General features: G+C 64.1%; 17 protein-coding genes. 8 read left to right on the top strand and 9 right to left on the bottom strand.

Translation table 11 applies throughout. The annotated features are described in order from the left end of the window. The first annotated feature begins 98 nt into the window (after positions 1–98). Together PYR64_RS16380 and PYR64_RS16385 are read left to right on the top strand one after the other, a co-directional pair. Complete coding sequence (locus PYR64_RS16380) at positions 99–1316, top strand: M20 family metallopeptidase (protein ID WP_189076230.1); 1218 nt, start codon at positions 99–101, stop codon at positions 1314–1316. 26 nt (positions 1317–1342) lie between these two features. After that, positions 1343–2635 carry an MFS transporter gene (locus PYR64_RS16385; RefSeq protein WP_018778299.1) on the top strand — a complete coding sequence of 431 codons (1293 nt, stop codon included), beginning with the start codon at positions 1343–1345 and terminating at the stop codon, positions 2633–2635. Between the two features lie 76 nt (positions 2636–2711). Here the strand turns inward: PYR64_RS16385 and PYR64_RS16390 are convergent, their stop codons facing one another. Beyond that, the gene (locus PYR64_RS16390) at positions 2712–3974 is read right to left on the bottom strand and encodes a CynX/NimT family MFS transporter (protein ID WP_275779982.1); all 1263 of its coding nucleotides are present in this window, start codon (positions 3972–3974) and stop codon (positions 2712–2714) included. Positions 3975–4065: 91 nt separating this feature from the next. Further along, the gene (locus PYR64_RS16395) at positions 4066–5283 is read right to left on the bottom strand and encodes a VCBS repeat-containing protein (RefSeq protein WP_275776384.1); all 1218 of its coding nucleotides are present in this window, start codon (positions 5281–5283) and stop codon (positions 4066–4068) included. Between the two features lie 158 nt (positions 5284–5441). Here PYR64_RS16395 and trmB point away from each other — a divergent pair, with 158 nt between their 5' ends. From trmB to PYR64_RS16410, 3 genes are read left to right on the top strand one after another with little or no spacing between them, the layout of a single operon-like run. After that, positions 5442–6347, top strand: coding sequence for a tRNA (guanosine(46)-N7)-methyltransferase TrmB (gene trmB, locus PYR64_RS16400; RefSeq protein WP_275776386.1), 906 nt, complete (start codon positions 5442–5444; stop codon positions 6345–6347). Positions 6348–6368: 21 nt separating this feature from the next. Further along, positions 6369–6761, top strand: a complete 393-nt coding sequence (locus PYR64_RS16405) for a hypothetical protein (protein ID WP_018778294.1) — start codon at positions 6369–6371, stop codon at positions 6759–6761. After that, the gene (locus tag PYR64_RS16410) at positions 6761–7246 is read left to right on the top strand and encodes an SRPBCC family protein (RefSeq protein ID WP_275776389.1); all 486 of its coding nucleotides are present in this window, start codon (positions 6761–6763) and stop codon (positions 7244–7246) included. The genes PYR64_RS16405 and PYR64_RS16410 overlap by 1 nt, the downstream gene beginning before the upstream one ends. Positions 7247–7277: 31 nt before the next feature. On the opposite strand, the gene PYR64_RS16415 is transcribed toward PYR64_RS16410, so the two are convergent. Together PYR64_RS16415 and PYR64_RS16420 are read right to left on the bottom strand one after the other, a co-directional pair. Next, positions 7278–7949 carry a zf-HC2 domain-containing protein gene (locus tag PYR64_RS16415; protein ID WP_275776391.1) on the bottom strand — a complete coding sequence of 224 codons (672 nt, stop codon included), beginning with the start codon at positions 7947–7949 and terminating at the stop codon, positions 7278–7280. Next, entirely contained in the window at positions 7946–8443 is a 498-nt protein-coding gene (locus tag PYR64_RS16420) for a sigma-70 family RNA polymerase sigma factor (RefSeq protein WP_275776393.1), read from the bottom strand. The genes PYR64_RS16415 and PYR64_RS16420 overlap by 4 nt, the downstream gene beginning before the upstream one ends. A 150-nt stretch (positions 8444–8593) precedes the next feature. Here PYR64_RS16420 and PYR64_RS16425 point away from each other — a divergent pair, with 150 nt between their 5' ends. Beyond that, positions 8594–9103: a hypothetical protein gene (locus PYR64_RS16425; protein ID WP_064722529.1), complete on the top strand. Its 510-nt coding sequence runs from the start codon at positions 8594–8596 to the stop codon at positions 9101–9103. A 56-nt stretch (positions 9104–9159) separates the two neighbouring features. Then, positions 9160–9363, top strand: a complete 204-nt coding sequence (locus PYR64_RS16430; RefSeq protein WP_055972672.1) for a hypothetical protein — start codon at positions 9160–9162, stop codon at positions 9361–9363. 105 nt (positions 9364–9468) lie between these two features. Here PYR64_RS16430 and PYR64_RS16435 read toward each other — a convergent pair whose 3' ends face one another. After that, entirely contained in the window at positions 9469–10317 is an 849-nt protein-coding gene (locus PYR64_RS16435) for a hypothetical protein (protein WP_275776396.1), read from the bottom strand. A gap of 165 nt (positions 10318–10482) precedes the next feature. Here PYR64_RS16435 and PYR64_RS16440 point away from each other — a divergent pair, with 165 nt between their 5' ends. Continuing rightward, a complete protein-coding gene (locus PYR64_RS16440; protein ID WP_275776398.1) occupies positions 10483–13932 on the top strand; it encodes a DEAD/DEAH box helicase in 3450 nt (1149 codons plus the stop codon). 25 nt (positions 13933–13957) lie between these two features. On the opposite strand, the gene PYR64_RS16445 is transcribed toward PYR64_RS16440, so the two are convergent. The 4 genes from PYR64_RS16445 to PYR64_RS16460 all read right to left on the bottom strand — a co-directional run bounded on the left by PYR64_RS16445 (position 13958) and on the right by PYR64_RS16460 (position 17051). Continuing rightward, positions 13958–14206, bottom strand: coding sequence for a hypothetical protein (locus tag PYR64_RS16445; RefSeq protein ID WP_229778633.1), 249 nt, complete (start codon positions 14204–14206; stop codon positions 13958–13960). 92 nt (positions 14207–14298) lie between these two features. Beyond that, positions 14299–15477, bottom strand: coding sequence for an MFS transporter (locus tag PYR64_RS16450; protein ID WP_039243025.1), 1179 nt, complete (start codon positions 15475–15477; stop codon positions 14299–14301). Further along, the gene (locus PYR64_RS16455; RefSeq protein WP_039243027.1) at positions 15474–16139 is read right to left on the bottom strand and encodes a GntR family transcriptional regulator; all 666 of its coding nucleotides are present in this window, start codon (positions 16137–16139) and stop codon (positions 15474–15476) included. Before PYR64_RS16455 ends, PYR64_RS16450 begins: the two co-directional genes overlap by 4 nt. A gap of 111 nt (positions 16140–16250) precedes the next feature. Continuing rightward, on the bottom strand, positions 16251–17051 hold the full coding sequence (locus PYR64_RS16460; protein WP_275776401.1) for a GNAT family N-acetyltransferase: 801 nt from the start codon (positions 17049–17051) through the stop codon (positions 16251–16253). Between the last annotated feature and the right edge of the window lie 13 nt (positions 17052–17064).

Genomic DNA, 17064 nt, shown 5'->3' on the forward strand with positions numbered 1-17064 from the left:
AGCAGCAAAATGCATATTTACAGTTGTTTTCGAGCATGTGAAGCAGGTCACCACAAAATGGCATAAGGAACACATCACCTTATGGATCAGGAGACTTCATGACACTCGCCGCCGACGCCAAAGAACTGCAAGGGGACATCGTCCGCCTCCGCCACGACCTCCACCGCGAACCGGAGATCGGATTGCAGCTCCCCCGCACGCAGGAGAAGGTGCTCAAGGCACTGGACGGACTTCCGTACGAGATCACCCTGGGGAAGGAAACGACGTCGGTCACCGCAGTACTGCGAGGAGGTGCGGCCCACGCTTCGGCTGAGAAGCCCGTGGTCCTCCTGCGCGCCGACATGGATGGTCTCCCCGTGCAGGAGAACACCGGCGTTGACTACACCTCCCGCGTGGACGGCGCGATGCACGCCTGCGGCCACGACCTCCACACCTCCATGCTCGCCGGCGCTGCCACCCTCCTGGCCGAGCGCAGGGAGCAACTGGCCGGCGACGTCATCCTGATGTTCCAGCCGGGCGAAGAAGGCTTCGACGGTGCCAGCTACATGATCAAGGAGGGCGTCCTAGACGCCGCGGGCCGACGCGCGGACACCGCCTACGGGATGCACGTCTTCTCCTCACTGGAGCCGCACGGGCAGTTCGTCACCAAACCCGGAGTCATGCTCAGCTCCTCGGACGGCCTCGTGGTGACCGTGCTGGGCGCGGGGGGCCACGGTTCAGCGCCCCACTCCGCCAAGGATCCCGTCACAGCCGCCGCCGAAATGGTCACCGCCCTGCAGGTGATGGTCACGCGGCAGTTCAACATGTTCGACCCCGTCGTCCTGACCGTCGGCGTCCTGCACGCCGGAACCAAGCGCAACGTGATTCCCGAGACCGCACGGATCGAAGCCACCATCCGGACCTTCTCCGAGGAGTCCCGCCGGAAGATGATGGAAGCAGTACCCCGGCTGCTGCACGGTATTGCCGCAGCCCACGGCCTGGAGGCTGACGTGCATTACCAGGAGGAATACCCCCTCACCATCAACAACGACGACGAGACCGCCACCGCCGAAAAGGTCATCGCCGGGATGTTCGGCGAGTCCCGGTACACCCGCATGGCCACTCCCCTGAGCGGTTCGGAGGACTTCTCCCGCGTCCTCGCCGAGGTCCCCGGCACGTTCGTGGGCCTCAGTGCCGTCGCTCCCGGAGCCGACCACACGACGTCGCCGTTCAACCACTCCCCTTACGCCACGTTCGACGACGGCGTCCTCACCGACGGTGCCGCGCTGTATGCAGAGCTCGCCGTATCCCGCATCGCAACCCTCTCCGGCAACTAGCCTCCCCACCCCCCTTGGAGAATCACATGACCACCACCGTTGGAACGTCCACGGACGTCAAGGCCCACAAGTCGCATGTGCGGACATTGGTCGGCACCGGCATCGGCAACGCCGTCGAGTGGTACGACTGGGCCATCTACGCCACGTTCTCGCCGTTCATCGCGAGCGCGTTGTTCAGCAGCGCCGACCCCACCTCAGCCGTGCTGTCCACGTTGGCGATCTTCGCCGTCGGGTTCGTTGCCCGGCCGTTCGGCGGGTTCGTGTTCGGCTGGATCGGTGACAGGATCGGCCGCAAGACGTCCATGACCGTCGCTGTGGCACTCGGAGCTGTGGGCAGCCTCCTCATCGGTGTCGCGCCCACGTTCGAATCGGTCGGCGCCTTCGCCTCGGTGATGTTGCTGGTTGCCCGGCTCATCCAGGGCCTCGCCCACGGTGGCGAGCTGCCGTCGTCGCAAACGTACCTGTCCGAGATGGCACCCAAGGAACACCGAGGCTTCTGGGCGACCCTCATCTACACCTCCGGCACCGCCGGAATCCTGGCCGGGACGCTGCTGGGTGCCATCCTCACCGCTGTCCTGAGCAAGGGCGACATGAGCGCCTGGGGTTGGCGCATCCCGTTCCTGATCGGCGGCGCACTGGGCATCTACGCACTGTTCATGCGGGCCAAGATGAAGGAAACCGAAGCGTTTGAGGCCGAAGCTCCGCAGGAGAAGCGCCTGGCCATCTGGCCGCAGATCGTCAAGTACCGCAAGCAGGCCCTGCAGGTCATCGGCCTCACCGTTGGCCTGACGGTTGTCTACTACATCTGGGGCGTCGTGGCACCGAGCTACGCCGCAACCTCGTTGAAGATGGACCGCGGCGCGGCGTTGTGGGCCGGCGTGATTGCCAACGTGGTGTTCATCGCGGCGCTGCCGTTCTGGGGCAAAATGTCGGACCGGATCGGACGCAAGCCGGTGCTGATCGCCTCCTCCGCTGGCGCTGCATTGCTGCACTTCCCCATGACGTGGCTGCTCAAGGACTCTCCGTGGCAGTTGGCGGTGTCGATGTCCGTGATGCTGTTCTTCATCGCCGGCAGCGCAGCGATCGTCCCTGCCGTGTACGCCGAACTGTTCCCGACCCACATCCGCACCATCGGCGTCGGCGTTCCGTACTCCATCTGCGTGGCGGTTTTCGGTGGCACGGCCCCGTACCTGCAGACCTGGCTCGGCACCATCGGACAGGGCTACCTCTTCAATGTGTACGCCGTGATCCTGCTGCTGGTGGGTATCGCGTTCGCTGTCTCCATCCCGGAGACGAAGGGCAAGGACCTGACCGTCTAGCTACTTCGTTGCGAGGCCCGCTCTGCACGCTATTCCCAAACCCGGGCGGTGGGGACGCAGAGTGGGCCTCGCAACGTTAAACGAAGCGGTCGCGGCCGGCCCGGTAGCCGAAGAAAGCCGCGAGCGAACCGACCACCAGGAACAGGATTCCGGCGGCTGCGAACCCGCCGGTGGCCTGATGGAGTTGCCCCACCATGAGAGTGCCGACCGAACCAACCCCGTAGCCCACGCCCTGCATCATTCCCGAAAGGTGCGCGGCCGTGTGGGCGTCGCGGGTGCGAACCATGATCATGGTGAGGGCCACTGCTGTGAGCGAGCCTTGCCCCAGCCCGTTGAGGCCCGTCCAGACCCAGATCAGTTCAGTGGGACCGAAGATCGTCAGTGCGAAACCACCGCCGGTCATCAACGCCACCACCATGTTGATGATCCGTTGATCCTTGAAACGCGTCGCCAGGGCCGGGGCAAACAGGGAGCCGAGCATCTGCAGCACGATCGACACCGAAACAATGAGCCCGGCCGTTGCACCGTCGATGCCCCGGTCGCGCAGGATCGGCGCCATCCACGCGAACACGCTGAAGGACATCATCGCCTGCAGCACCATGAACATCGTCACTTGCCAGGCCACGGCCGATTTCCAGACGTTCACGCCACCATGGACGGCTTGGTGCCTTACCGACGGTTGCTTGATGGCCAGCGGCAGGAACAGCAAAAGCACGACGGCGGCAGGCACCACCCAGAACCACAGCGCCGAAGTCCACTGGCCGGTTGCCGTAAAGACCGGATACGTGAACCCCGCGCCCAAGGCCGCGGACGCGCAGATCGCTGTGGTGTAGAGGCCGCCCATCAAGCCGAGGCGGTGCGGGAAATCCCTCTTGACCACGCCCGGCAGGAGCACGTTGCACAGCGCAATCGCAGCACCACAGGCCGCCGTGCCCGCGAGAAGCCCCGGGAGATGGCCCACTCCGGGTACGTCCACGGGCCTGAGCAGCAGGCCCGCAGTGAGGACAGCCATGGCGCCCAGGAGCACCCGTTCCGCGCCGAACCTGCGGGCCAGGATGGGGGCAAGGGGCGCGAAGACGCCAAGCAAAGTGACCGGCACCGTGGTGAGGACTACCAGCGACCAACCCGGCAGACCGGCGTCGGACGTTATTTCCGGAAGGACCGCGGAGAAGCTGGAGAAGACCGTTCGGAGGTTCAGCCCGATCAGTACCAGGCAGATGCCCAGGTAGACCAGGCCTCTCCTGCCCCGGAGCTGCGTGGGGCCGGCGGCCGGTTCTTCATCGATCTCTGCATCGGCCGCAATCTCGGGCAGGACGGATTTCTCTGGGTAGCCGGGCATCTTCGAGGAGGTCACACGTCCTATTCTGTCAGCCACGTGTTGGGGACGCGTGATGGGGTCATTGTGACCAGCACGCGACCTCAGTTGCGGGCTAGATCAGGGTGTCGAAGTAACCCCAGCCCACGCCTATGTGCGTGTTTCCGAACAGGCCCGCTCCGAACTCCGAATTCAGGAAGAGCCGCATATCGCCTGTTTCATCGATCGCCACAATGTCGTTGAGGGGTTTCAGGGCCGAGTACCGGTTTCCGTAGAGCGGTTCGTAGACGCCGGCTCCGCTGATTTCGGTCATGAGCTCCCAACCGTGGCCCGCGATCGACGGCGGCTTCCAGCCACCGTTTCCGTCTGCGGGGTACTGGTGCAGGATGCCGGCGCCGTCCCTGGCATAGATGTCCACAGCGCCATCGCCGTCGGTATCGCCGGGGGTGGCGATCTTGTTCATCACGTCCCAGCCGGTCCCAACGCGTGATGGCGTCAGCCAGCCGCCGTCGCCGTCTCCCGGGTATAGGTAGAGGTCTCCGGCGGAGTCCCGGGCCAGGACGTCGTTGTTTCCGTCACCGTCGAAGTCCCCCGGGCCGACGACAGTGTCAAAGATGTTCCAGCCCCAGCCAACTTGCCTGGGCGGAAGCCAGCCGCCCTCCCCATCGCCTGGATAGATGTGCAGGGTTCCAGCGCTGTCACGGCCCAGGAGGTCGTTGTTTCCGTCGCCGTCGAAATCACCGGTGGAGAAAACGATGTCGAAAATGCCGAAGCCCCGGCCAACCACTCTTGGTTCTTCGATCGTGTGGTTGTAATAGGTGCACCCGGCGCCGGAAGGACACATTCGGTATTCGGACGTATAAGCATGCGGATAGAGGACCAACGTGCCGTTATCCGTGCGGCCCAGGAGCTCAAAGTTGCCGCGCCCGGTCCAGCCCATGGAACGGCTGGAGGCGGCGATCGGAGCTGTTTCATCGCTCCGGAAAACTTCCTCTTCGGAGCACACGCCGTGGGCTGTGAACGAAATACGGTTTCCACGGTCTTCGGGGAGCAGTTTCAGGGATTCGCCCTGACGCCCGGCAGGCAGTGGCTCGCCGTTGCTCAGCCACTCCATGACGAAGCCATGCGGGGCCTCAGCTGTGGGCGGGCACACCTGCAGCCCATGGTCGGCGCTGCCGATGGTCAGTTCGGAACCCACGTAGGGCATGCCGAAGATCGGCGGAACCCAATCCTGGTAGTCCGCTGCAGCGGGAGCCGCGCCCAAGGTCGTCGAGCCCAACAACAAGGCGCCCAGTGCCGCCGACTTGAACGCAAATGACCGCAAGCTTCCCATGCTTTCCCCCAAGACCAGTGAGCGCCTCCAAGACCAGTAAGCGCGTCATTGGAGCCGAGCCTAACACTCCCCTTATTTTGATGGTGATGCTTCGTCCAAAGACAAGCGCCCGCCCCCTCGGCAGAGCCCCCTGCCCGAACCCAAGTATTCTGGAAAGGATGAGTGAAACCCCAGATTCCCCGCGCCCTGTCACCCCCGGCAGCCAGGCTTCCTTCGGTACCTACGGTGGCCGCCCGGTCAGTTTCGTGCGCCGCGGCACACGCCTGCAGGGTCGGAGGCAGGCGGCTTGGGAAGAGTACGCGGAGCGCTGGGCCATCCAGGTCCCCCGTCATGTCGCCAACACCTCCGTGCACCCGGATTACACCTTCGACGCCGAGGCTGTCTTCGGGCGGAAGGCGCCCTTGATTGTCGAGATCGGTTCCGGACTGGGCGACGCCGTGGTTCACGCCGCCGAGCAGAACCCGGACAAGGACTTCCTTGCCGTCGAGGTTTACACACCCGGGCTGGCCAACACCATCATCAAGATCAACAGCCGGGGCCTGACCAACGTGCGCGTGGTGGAAGCCAACGCACCCGAGGTCCTCGAATCGATGCTGCCTGCAGGGTCGGTCAGCGAACTATGGGTGTTCTTCCCTGACCCCTGGCACAAGGCACGGCACCACAAGCGCCGTCTCATCCAGCCGGCCTTCGCCTCCGTTGCTGCCAAAGCCCTCCAGAAGGGCGGCTACTGGAGGATCGCCACGGACTGGTCCAACTATGCCGTGCACGTCCGGGAAGTCCTGGCGGGATCCACGGAGTTCGAGAACATGCACGAAGGCGAGCGCAGCGGCGAGGAGAGCCCGTTGACGCAAGTGTGGCAGTCCGGCGTCGAGTCCGTTGTGGGCGGTGCGCCCGTCAGGGAGGGCCGCGCGCCGGTCAGTACCGAGCACACCGGCCCGAATGAGGGAGTGGACGAAGAAGGCGGCTGGGCTCCCCGGTTCGAGGGCCGGATCCGCACGAGCTTTGAGAACAAAGCGCACGAGGCCGGGCGTATGATCTTCGACCTCACGTACCGCAAGCTTTAGCCAACGGACTTTGGGGGAATCATGAGCTACCAGCCACCGATCGACTACTACCAACAGCCGCAGAGACAAGGCACCCGGGGTCTGGGCGCCGGCATCACCAGCATCGTCTCCGCAGTCTTGTCGCCGATTGCCGCGGTGGTCAGTATTCCCCTTGGCCTTGCGGCCATCGCCTCGTCACTAAGCCGTTACAACCCGGATAACGACGCCTGGTGGATCGGAGCCCTGGTTCTGGCCGGGGTGGCCGTCCTGCTGTCCATTGTGGCCGTCATCAGTGGCCTCATTGCCGTCTTCCGGGCCGGGCGTATGAACGCCGGACGCATCACTGGAATCATCGGGCTGGCGATCATGGCGGTCAACGTCTTCGGCATTGCCTTCATGGTGTTCCTGGTACTCGGATCAGGGCAGGGATTCTGATGCCACAGGTACGCGCGGAACGCTTCATCCGTTTGGATCCTGAAACAGCTTTTGCCCTCTCCCAGACAACCGGCGCGTTCCGGCTCAAGTGGGATCCTTTCATTTCCGCGCAGGCATTCATGGATGGTGCCCAAGCAGCCGGAAAGGGTGTGCGGACCCGGACCGTTTCGCGCATGGGATTGAAGATGGTCAGCGAATACGTCTCCTACGCTCCCCCGCGAAATGTGGGCATGACCATGGTGTCCGGTCCGTGGTTTTTTGAGAACTTCGGCGGCGGCTGGCGGTTCACCCCGGACGACGGCGGCACCCGGGCAGTCTGGAAGTACACCTTTTCGTGCCGGCCGGCTCTCATCAAGCCCGTCGCCGAGAGAGTCGGCGGCTGGCTCCTGGGCAGGGAGATCGAACGACGGATCGAAGCGTTCGCCCGTGCTTGCGAGGACCCTGCGTTGGTGGCTGAGTTGAAAGCCCAAGGCGCCGGCGCCTAGCTTCACGGCACCTGGTTTAAGGCACCTGGTTTCACGGCACCGAAATGGACGCCACCGTCTTCTGGGCCTCGTCACGCAGCTCAACCCCGGCGATCCCCGCCAACTGAACGGGTGTGGCACCGGTGATCTTGATCCGTCCACTCGGCGTGGCCGTCCAGCCGCAGGTGCGCTCTTCGGCGCCGTCGCGGCCCTTGACCCAAAGATAGAGAGTGCCCTCAAGCGGCATGCTCCGGCCCTCAACTTCAAGCTCAGTGCCCCAGGTCTTCTTGACCATGTCCACCGTCAGCTGCAAACCGCCGTCCGACTGCACCGAATAGCTGGCATCCGGTTTCGGAGGCTGGTTCAACAACGGTCCGGCCAGGAACCCGACCGCGAGGCAAGCAGCGGCGACAGCGCCAACAAAAGCTGCCCACCGGCGTCGTGATTTCCGCCTTCGGACCGCCAGGTCAACCAGGACCTTTTCCGGGAGCGGCTCCGGTTCCATTGCCAGCGGTGCAAGGGGTGTGGCCCCGGCGGCGGTGAGGGCCACCGCGTCGGCAGCGGGCACGGCGTCCAGGAGTGCAGGCAAGCTGGCGAGTTCTTCCAGTTCACGCCGACAGTCAGCGCATGATTCGAGGTGGTCCTCAAACGTGCGGGCTTCGCCGGGTTCCAAACCTCCCAGGAGGTAGGCGCCCAGCAATTGGTGGACGGGGTTGCCGTTCATCGTTCCACCCCCATTTCATCGAGGATTGTTCGGAGGGCCTTCACTGCGTAGAAAGCCCGGGATTTCACTGTTCCGGCCGGGATGTTCAGCTGAAGCGCCGCCTCCACCACGGTGAACCGTTGATAGTGCAAGGCCACCAGGACCTCGCGGTGCTCGACGCTGAGCCGGAGCAACGCCTCTTCCATGAGTACTCGGTTCAGGAGCTCGTCCACGCGTTCGGCGGCTGCGTTGTCCGGGAGGTCGTATTCGCCGGTCTCGTGCGGACGCCTCTGGGCTTTGCGGTAGTTGTCGATGATGACGTTCCGCGCTGTCCGGAAGAGGTAGCTGCGCAGGCTTCCTGTGATCTGTGGTGCATGCTGCCAAACCCTGAGGATGGTTTCCTGCACAACGTCGTCGGCCTGATGGGAGTCCGAGGTACAGCTGATGACAAACCTCTTCAGCGCCGTGCCGTGATCGCGGTAAATCGCAGCCACCACGTCTTCGTCCAACGGCATCGGCACCTCCTCGTCCTGTTTCCGCAGCCCTTCGCCTATACGACGCGCCGAGCCCCAAAAAGGTTCAGCAAGCATGAACCATTCTCACCCGTCCGGCGTCGTAGGGGTTAGCGCCGGCCCTCCCGACCGGCTCGTCTCAAGGAGCTGGACATGAAGAACAAAGTTGGCTTTGGATTGGGTGCATTGATCGTTGCGGCAGCACTGGCGGGGTGCGGCGGCAGTTCGGGAACAAGTACTTCCGCTCCCCCGTCCGCGGCGTCCTCGTCCCCGGCCGCCAGCACCGCAGCTGGTGCTGAGATGAAGACGGCGTCGTCCAGCGCGGGGCAGATCGTGGTGGACAGCAAAGGGATGAGCCTCTACTTCTTTACCAAGGACGTGAAGGACTCGGGCACCAGCGCGTGCACCGGCGCCTGCCTGCAGGCCTGGCCCGTCTTCACCACGACGTCGGACGCGCCCGGCGTTGACGGCGTCACCGGAACGGTGGGCACCATCGCAACGCCTGACGGGAAGAAGCAAGTCACCCTCAACGGCATGCCCCTGTACTACTACGCCAAGGACAAAGCGGCCGGCGACGTCACCGGACAGGGCGTGGGCGGCGTCTGGTACCTGGTCAGCCCGAGCGGGGAGATGGTCAAGGGCGCCGCGGCATCCGGATACTGAGCCCGGTACGGTTTCGCCCGTCCGTTAGACTGCCATTTACTCATTGGGGAGGGAAGATGGCAGCGAAAAACACAGCGAAGACACCGCCAAACCTGGGATTCCTTGCATTGCAGGAGGTCGCTTGGACTTTGGGGCTGATAGCCATGGCCATCAACGCGGCAAACCGCGGCTTTGACTGGATCTGGATCGGCCTGCTCGTCTGCTGGCAGGCCTCCATAGTTTGGGGTTTCGTCAAGCTCAGCCGGGCCAGGACAAGCTAGCCCCACAACGCGGGAGCACGTCCAGAACGCCGGAGCGCGCCGAAATCGCCGGAGCGCCACGGCGAATCCGCAGCGCTCCGGCGTTTTCGGCTACATCGGGGCGGTTTAGGCGTCCGCGAATTCCTCAGACTCTTCGAACTCCACGGCCGCGATGATTTCCTTCGTCTCCGGGTGGATCATGAAGGCCTCGTCGTCGTCCTCGATCATGAGGTAGTCCCCGTGGTCGGTGGAGAAGTGCCAGGCGAGGGTCTTCACGCCGTCGTGCTCGTAGTTGGGATTGCCCATGGTGATCTTCTCCAAGGAGTAGCCGGCCACATCGCACAATTCGCGGATGATGACCTCGAACTCGGGAGCGTTGGCCAGTGCTTCCTCTTCTGCCTCTGCCTGGCGCTCGGCCAGGTCCGGGATTTGGGCCACGCGGGCAGCGATGTGTTCCTCGATCTCATCCTCGGAAAGAACCAGGAGCTCGGACTGGTCGCGCAGGTAGGCAGCGTTGAGATCGATGATGTCCTCTTCCTCAAGCAAGGCTTCGAACTCGCCGTCGAGTTCGTCCAAGGCCACAACCGCGGGAACGGGAGTCTCGGACTCATCCAGTTCGCCGTCCAGGTAGGCCTCTGCTTCCTCTTCCGTCAGCGCGTCAAACGCCGCAGCCGTTCGGTTGAAGAGATCCAGGTGCCGCTCAGCGCCCATGGCTTCGAGCCCGGCGCGGACATACTCATCAACTTCCTCACGCTCCGGCGCGGTGAAGACGTACTGGGCGAAGCCGCCGGACAGCGCTTGCGTCAGGTAGAAATCCACAAAGTAGCTGTTGAGCGCAGGGAGCGCGATTTCGTCGCTGTTGAGGAGCTCCTGGTACATCTGGTTCACGACGTTGACGTTGGAATCCACAACATCCGCATTGCCGGCTTCGAATCCGGTCTTGTTCAGGACGACGGGGTACTCGTTGGTAGTCATGGGGAATCCTCACTGCTGAAAGCTGATGGTGCTCCGGACACTTTCAACGTACGCGTGGGAGCGGCGCGGCAATCGAGGTTGAGGTTAACGGAGGGCGAAGTTTGGGAGCTGTTTTCTGCTGACTAAGATTGAGCAGATAACCTCCTGCCGAAAGTAGCCCGACGCATGCCGTCCCACACAGACGAATCCTGGGAACTGGCCATTCAGACTCCTGCCATTAACGACCGCTCCCTGGCGGCCGGACTGGCCTATGCCATGGGCAGCCGCGTGAGCGGGATTTCCTTCGACGCGGCAACCGGGCTCCTCCTCGGCAAGGTTCGGGGCAGCGGCCCGCAACCCTATTCGACGTCGGCCAAACTGGTCCGCAAGCCCGCCGGCTGGAGCTGCACTGTGGGTATCTGCAGTTGCCCGGTCCGGAAGGACTGCAAGCACGTCGCCGCGCTGCTCTTCACCGCCGAGGACCACCCCACCATCCGTTCCCAGCTCCTGTCGCAGGCGCCCGGAATCCAAACGTCGCGGCACGGCGCCATGGAACAGGGCGGCTCGGCCCGGCCTGCCTGGGAACAAGCCCTCAACAGGCTGATCGCCAAGCCCGGAACCGCACCCAGCGCGGCAGGAATCCCGCTCGCCCTCCAATTCGAAATTGAAGAGCCCGCGGCCCACTTCTCCTACACAGGACGCCGCGACCCCATGCGCAGCGTCCGCCAGCTCAAGGCCCGCCCCGTCATGATGGGCGCCAAAGGCAAATGGATCCGCGGCGACGTGTCCTGGAACAACCTCAGCTACATCAGCTTCCGGCGCGAATTCAATGAAGTCCACGTCGAGTGGCTCCAAACATTCCTGGCCGCGCACGGTTCCAGCAACGGACGCCAGCAACCCTCCGGGGCAATGTGGCTGAGCCTCAACGACTTCGCCGCCAAGAACCTGTGGACCCTCCTGGCCGACGCCGCGAAAGCCGGCATCCCCCTCATCCACTCCGCTGGGAGCGAGCCCGTCCGCGTCGAGACCCAGTCCGCCGTCGTCGGACTTAGTTTGGCGCGCCTTGACGCGGACGGAACCGAAAGCACAACGCCCGACGGCGGGCTGCAGCTCGCGCCGTCCGTCACCCTGGGCGGGGAAGCGGTGGACCCGGGAACCGTTGGCTTCCTGGGAAAGCCGGCCAACGGCATCTTCTTCACCCACGCCGGCGACACCCTGCCCGGCGTGCCACAGCAGAAAAACCTGATCACCCTCGCACCGATCGAGGGCGGCATCAGCGACGAGCTGCTGGAATTCGTCACCGAAGGCCAGACACTCCAGATCCCGGCCGAAGACGAAAGCCGCTTCCTCACCTCGTTCTACCCCAAGCTGCGGCAATCGACGCCAGTGCAGGCCGCTGACGAGTCCGTCGAACTGCCCACCTTGGCGGTCCCCACACTGTCCCTGCTGGCCAATTACGGCAACGACCACAAGGTTCGGCTGCACTGGGAGTGGCACTACAAGTCCGGCACCCTCGTCACGGCCCAGCCACTCTGGCGCCACCCCGACGACCGCGGCTACCGCGACGATCCCGAAGAAGCCCGAATCCTGGAGTCACTCGGCCGGCCGTGGGACGTGGTCCCGGCGCTCGCCGAGTCCGCCACCGGCGGCTGGGGTGCTCCGCGCCTGGCAGCTACCGCTGAACTGGGTGGACTGGACACGCTGGCCTTCACGGAAGAGGTGCTGCCCGCGCTCAAGGACCTGCCCGACGTCGTCGTTGAAACATCCGGCGACATCGCCGACTACCGCGAAGCCGCCGAAGCACCTGTTGTGTCCATCTCCACCAAGGAGACGGCCAGCGGCGACTGGTTCGACCTCGGTATCGTCATCACACTCGAAGGCGAACCCGTCTCATTCGCCGCCGTGTTCTCGGCACTCGCAGCCGGGATGAGCCGCATGCTGCTGCCCAGCGGCGCCTACTTCTCGCTGGATCTGCCCGAACTCCACCAGCTGCGGGCCCTGATCGACGAAGCCCGTTCCCTGCAGGACAACCCGGACAACAAGGACGGCACCCTGCAGATCAGCCGTTTCCAGGCCGGGCTCTGGGACGAGCTGGCGCAGCTGGGGATCGTGGATGAACAGGCCGCCGCGTGGCGCGAGGCTGTAGGCGGACTGCTCGACGACGGCGTGACCGGACTGCCGCTTCCGGCCGGACTTAACGCTGAGCTTCGTCCGTACCAGCTCGAAGGTTTCAACTGGCTCAGCTTCCTGTACAAGCACAGCCTCGGCGGTGTGCTCGCCGACGACATGGGCCTGGGCAAGACCGTGCAGGCAATCGCGCTGATCTGCGCGGCGAAGGACCTGGCCGCTGAGACAGCGACCGCTGCGCAGGGTGCCTCTGCTGACGTGATCCCCCGGGCTCCCTTCCTGGTGGTTGCGCCCACCAGTGTTGTCAGCAACTGGGCACTTGAAGCGGAGCGCTTTGCCCCGGGGCTGGTGGTCCGCACCGTTGGTGAGACTTTCGCGAAGAGCGGCATGGCGCCGTCGGAAGCACTGACGGGTGCCGACGTCGTCATCACCTCGTACGCGCTCTTCCGCATTGACTACGATGCCTACGCCTCGTTCCAATGGGCCGGGCTGATGCTCGACGAGGCCCAGTTCGTGAAGAACCACCAGTCCAAGGCGTACCAGTGCGCTCGGAAGCTCCCGGCAAGGTTCAAGCTGGCCATCACGGGTACCCCGCTGGAGAACAACCTCATGGAGTTCTGGGCACTGACCTCCATCGTGGCGCCGGGCCTGTTCCCGAGCCCCAAGAGGTTTGCCGAAAACTACCAAAAGCCCGTGGAGAAGAACGGTGACTCCGCGCAACTGGGCAAGCTCCGGCGTCGTGTCCGTCCGCTCATGATGCGCCGCACCAAAGAGCAGGTCATCAAGGACCTGCCGCCGAAGCAGGAACAGGTCCTTGAAGTGGTGCTGAACCCGCGGCACCAGAAGGTCTACCAAACGCATCTTCAGCGCGAACGGCAGAAGATCCTGGGACTGATCGACGACGTCAACAAGAACCGCTTCACGATCTTCCAGTCCCTGACCCTGCTCCGGCAGCTGAGCCTGGATGCATCGTTGGTGGATTCCTCGCTGTCCGGTGTGCGCTCATCCAAGCTCGACGTGTTGTTTGAGCAACTGGAGGACGTGATCTCCGAGGGCCACCGCACGCTGATCTTCAGCCAGTTCACCGGCTTCCTTGGGAAGGTCCGCGAGCGCTTGGACGAGGAAGGCGTGGAGTACTGCTACCTCGACGGCAGCACCCGCAACCGCGGCGACGTCGTGAGCGAGTTCAAGAACGGTTCAGCACCGGTGTTCCTGATTTCGTTGAAGGCCGGCGGCTTCGGGCTCAACCTGACCGAGGCGGACTACGTGTTCCTGCTGGATCCTTGGTGGAACCCCGCGTCGGAGGCACAAGCCGTGGACCGCACGCACCGCATTGGACAGGCCCGGAACGTGATGGTCTACCGGCTCGTCGCGAAGGACACCATCGAAGAGAAGGTCATGGCGCTGAAGGCCAAGAAGTCGCAGTTGTTCGCGGATGTCATGGAAGGCGACGCGTTGGCCGGCGGTTCTTTGACCGCTGAGGACCTGGCGGCGCTGTTCGCGGAGTAGGGGCGGGGCGCTGTCAGGTGCGATTTCATGCATTCTCCCGGCCGGCGCCTGCCGGAGTCCCGGTGACCGTGATGTCCACGTCTTCATCTACGCCGAAAAGCCGTTGCCCGACGCCGTTGATGTAGACCCATATTCCGCTGCCGTCCGGCATGACCGCCACGACCAGTCCGGGGGTGGGGACACCACCGGCGTTCCTGACGTCGACTTCATCGCCCGGCAGGAAGTACTCCCACGCCTTGTAGTACCGCACCGGCAAGGCATCCGGATCTGCCATCCCGAACACTGTGCATTTCTCCACTGGGAACCGCCCCCTTACTTTCCCGCCTAATGAGCAGTGCGGCCAAGGGGCAGAACGTGACGGCGAAATCAGTCGTCCAGTCGGACACCCCGCAGCAGCAGCATCGTTCCGCCCACGGCAACTGCGGACGCCAGGAACACTCCCGCCGCGCCCATTCCGACGGCGACAACACCGATGGCGCTGGGCAGCACCACTTGGCCAACCCTGTTGCCCGCCAATCTCAAGGCCAGCGCGCGACCCCGTTGGCCGGCGGGGGCCTGCGCTGAAAGCCACGACATGGTCAGGGGCTGCCCGATTCCCAACCCCAGGCCCAGGAACGCCATGACAACGAACAGCAGCCACGCCGGCATCGGAATGGCCGCCACTGCCAGGGCCACGGTGGAGATGGCCAGGCTCAGGACCAGCAGCTTCATACGTCCCAGCTTGCGCGACATGCTGCCGAGGCCGATGCGGGAAACCATGGAGAACAACGCACGGACAGTCAGCATCAGACCCACGGTGGCCGCCGTCAGGCCGCGTTCGGCACCGAGGGCGGGAAGGTAAACGACGGTCAGGTCGACGACGGCCAGAACCGTCGCGCTCGTGGCAAGCGCCCGGGCGACGCCCGGTGTTCTCAGCAACGCGATCGCCCCGCCCTTGGGCGCGTTCCTGGCTTTGGCCCTGTTTGTCCGGCCGCTGACTTTGCGGGAAATCACGAACGTGGTCAAGAACAGCACCAGGCTCATGCCGACCGAAAGGATGAAGATGGCCTCGGTGTTCGGGTGCACGGTCGCGCCGCCCACCACTGAGATGGCCAACGGTCCGAGGGCCTGGCCCAGTGAGGCGGCGAACGTCAGATACCCGAATGCCGAGTCCAGGCGCGACGACGCCGCGTTGTTCGCCACCACCGCCTGTTGGCCTACCACGCACGCCAATTGCCCCGCCCCAAGAAGCGCTGTGCCGGCCACCAGCGCAGCCACCGACGTTCCCCAAAACAGCAGGAAAGCAGAACAACCAAGAACGACGGCGGCCCCGATCGCCATGAGGCGGCGCTCACCCAATCTGTCCACAAGTCCGCCGATTGGCAGCGCCAGCAGCAACGGGAAAACCGCATAGCTGGCTGCGAGGACACCCAACGCAAACGGCGGAACATCAAGTTCAAGGGCCCGATAGGTGGCAGCAGGGCGGACCAGGAAGGTCACTGCCTGGATCAATGCCGAGTGGACAAGCAGTGCCGTGGACGAGCGTCGGCCCAGTTCGCCGATCATTGGACGTCGAGGCCCTTGTGGGAAATGACCCGCAACGTCTCGTCGCGGGCACCAATGACGTGGTCGAAGGCAACCCGGGCCGCCTTCTCCGCGTCCTTGGAGGCAATGGCGTCCACCAGTAGCCGGTGATTGGCGAGCGCCTCTTCACGACGTTCGGGGGCGTTGTTGGTGAAGTACCGGTACCGTTCAACCTGGCTGGCGATCTGCTCATGAAAGCGCTGTGCCCAGGAGTTCCCGGCGATTTTGGCGATCGCGGCGTGCAGGGCAACCCCGTACTTCATGGCTTCATCAGCAAAGTCCACCAACGCGGCATTGCGGGCCACGATCCCTTGAAGCTCTTCGAGGTCCTTTGCAGTGGCATTGGCGCATGCTTCCCGTGCCATGAGGGACTCCAAGGCGGCCCGGACGTCGTACAACTCGGAAATGGCTTTCTCGTCCAGCAGCGGAACAAGCACTCCACCAGTGGGTTGCTGCTCAAGCAGGCTTTCGGAGATCAGCCGACGGATCGCTTCCCGGAGCGGGGTCCGGCTGACCTGGAGCTCCGTGGCCATTGCCGGCTCGTAGATGCGTTCACCTGGTTTGAGTTCGAGGCTGAGGATTCGCCGCTTCAGCTCGTTGTAAACGAGGTGCGCTCCAGTGTTCCGGGGTTGTGGATCTGCCAAAATTGCCGCCATTGTCCAGAAGGTCGTCCAGAAGGTCGTCCAGAAGGTTGTCCAGAAGGTGTACTTGTATACATCTATACATTGCAACCGTCACCCAAAGCAATGCGGAGGTCAGCCGCGCACCCAGCGGTACGGCGTCGTCGTCGAAACCCTAACCAATCCCGAGCGTTCCAGAATCGGGCGTGAGTACTCGGTCGAGTCGCTCTGGATAAATGCTTTGCCCTGAGCCAATGCTGACTGGGCGCGGCGGGCAGTGAGTGCCCGGTAAACCCCGCGGCCACGCCACTCCGGACGGGTTGCACCTCCCCAAATACCGGCAAATTCGGTTCCGGCCACGGGATCGAGGCGCCCGGCACTGATGACGCGACCCTCCGCCTCGGCGACCCACAGTTCCATGGTGTCGTCCAGTGACATCCGATGCAGCAGGGCATCAGCCATGTCGTTCGAAACCGGCTCGCCGAAGACTTCATCCTGCATCGCTGTCATCGCCCGCACGTCCGGTTCGTCGACGACGCGACGCAACGTCACGCCGTCGGGAAGCGGCACGTCCGCACTCAACGCCCGGGCTTCGCCGATCATGATCGACTCAGGCGGATCAGCGGTGAAGCCCATATCGACAAGTGCTGCGTGGAGTCCCGGGGCGTGATCATGCCCGCGCGTCTTCCACTCGACCCGGCTGATTCCGGGCTGGTCTTCGAAGAAGGCGATCGCTTCGGCAACCAGGCGACGAATGCCGTCCCTGTCCGCCCCGCCCAAGTCCCGGTAAGTGATGAACCCGCGCCCACCCATGAATGTGGCCAGCCGGAGCGGACCATTCCCGGTGACCGTGAGGGCGTCCGAAGTCTCCGCATCCGTGCGAAGCTGCTGGTCATAGGCTGCGAGAAGGCGCTTCTTTGCGTCGGGTTGGGTCATTCGGAGAGCCTAC

This window comes from Paenarthrobacter sp. Y-19 (assembly GCF_029223985.1).
Lineage (GTDB): Bacteria > Actinomycetota > Actinomycetes > Actinomycetales > Micrococcaceae > Arthrobacter > Arthrobacter nicotinovorans.